Source organism: Geofilum rhodophaeum (assembly GCF_002210225.1).
Classification (GTDB): domain Bacteria; phylum Bacteroidota; class Bacteroidia; order Bacteroidales; family Marinilabiliaceae; genus Geofilum; species Geofilum rhodophaeum.
Window position 1 is genome coordinate 1 of the sequence record NZ_MWUJ01000059.1, and the last position, 1573, is coordinate 1573.

Below are 1573 nucleotides of genomic sequence, written 5' to 3' on the forward strand. Positions count from 1 at the left end.
AACATTTCATATACGTGACCGTTGTGCACCATAAAACAGAACACGAAACAGTATAACTAACATTAGAAATAATATGAAAAGACTGATTTATTATTTACTTTTAGGACTACTCGTTGTGAGTTGCGATAAGGATGATTCACTGAGTAGTGCGGATAGAAATGTCGTTTCAGAGGACGGCTCTATACCATTTGAAGAATTATTGATTTTGGTCAACATTAAAACGACTGACAGTACTTATTTGGTTGTAAAATCTGTGGATTCAGTAAGTATTTATATCAATAACTACTATTGGACACAAATTAACTCTCAAACACTTGATACCTCAAAAGTAGACAAACAATTAGTTGGCAATAAATACATTACTGACAACAAGATTAATTATCTAATAATTGCTAATCAAGACATAGAGCAACCTGATTATAACACAGCTGGAGAATTTGCTCAATATTTAAATGCAGCATATGAACTTAAACCGGGTGAATATGCATGTTTGATTGAATCATTTCAGATTACTTTTAACGATAATTCTACTAAAACGTATTATCCTTTTGAATACACGACATTTAAAGTAGAACAAAATTTAAGAAGTGCCTTTGTTGGTGAAATTGAAATAAAAATTGACTAAATGAAAACTATAAAATCAATAAAATCAATATTGATAGTAAGTATTGCTGTAATTTTTCAATCTTGCTATAAACCAGGCGATATTCAAGTACAAAATAACATTACCCAGGTAAAGATAGTTGATGTTAAATGGGGAGATATTTATATCGCAACAGAATTACTCCCCGGTGAAACATCTGAAAAACTGAAAATTGATAAATATGAAGAGAAATTACCAAGTAGTCACAAGATTTCTTTTAAAATGACAGCAAATAATAAGTCAATATATCTTGAAACCGAAGAAGTATATTTATTGGATGAAGATGGTGACTTGTTGATTGTGTTGACCGATGATACAAAAGTAAAAAACCCTAATGAATAATTTACGGTGCACAACACGCGGTCATAAAACATGCCGGTTTCAGTGGGTTCTCGATCGTTTCGTCCCGCCTCGTTGGTTTGTCACGGGGGATACAGACTCAGCCCCGCAATCCGGCACGTTTCATACCGCCATCCGTTACCGCCAAGCCCCTGGATTCCCAGAACGTATAATTGATTCGCAGAACGTATTTATCTTGATGCCCAGCCGGAAGGATTTCGCGAGACAGAATTATAAAATCCAAGCGTCTTTGACAAGGATTGCGTGAAGTTTAAGTGGTGGTCAGACAGTTGGTAGGTTTTTTAAAGGTTTGTGCAGAGAAGGGCTTAGGGCAGCCTGCGGTTGTTGTAGGAAAGTGAAGTTTGGCAGACCGTTGTTGGGCTTCGGTAGAAACTGCCCGATTTTAATGAAATGACTGGATTCTCGGGATTTGGATGACAAGGCATCCTGAATGTTGAATTGGTCACGGTGAAGGGTGCATAAGGACAACCGGATTCGATTTTCAAGTTCAGCGCAAACAGAGACCTGCATCAAACAATGGGCTTCGGATTGATTGCTTGCCGACCCGGATAAAATATTGATTGGCAGAAA

At 36.8% G+C, this 1573-nt stretch carries 3 protein-coding genes; 2 read left to right on the plus strand and 1 reads right to left on the minus strand.

Features of this window, described 5'->3' with window-relative positions; translation table 11 throughout:
- Positions 1–73 precede the first annotated feature (73 nt).
- Both B4W65_RS17000 and B4W65_RS17005 read left to right on the plus strand, forming a co-directional pair.
- Positions 74–625: a hypothetical protein gene (locus tag B4W65_RS17000; RefSeq protein WP_088656353.1), complete on the plus strand. Its 552-nt coding sequence runs from the start codon at positions 74–76 to the stop codon at positions 623–625.
- On the plus strand, positions 626–985 hold the full coding sequence (locus tag B4W65_RS17005; RefSeq protein ID WP_088656354.1) for a hypothetical protein: 360 nt from the start codon (positions 626–628) through the stop codon (positions 983–985). It abuts the gene before it with no gap.
- 279 nt (positions 986–1264) lie between these two features.
- Here the strand turns inward: B4W65_RS17005 and B4W65_RS17510 are convergent.
- Positions 1265–1573 (minus strand): hypothetical protein (locus tag B4W65_RS17510; RefSeq protein ID WP_205741325.1); only part of this gene is annotated, 309 nt, incomplete at its 5' end.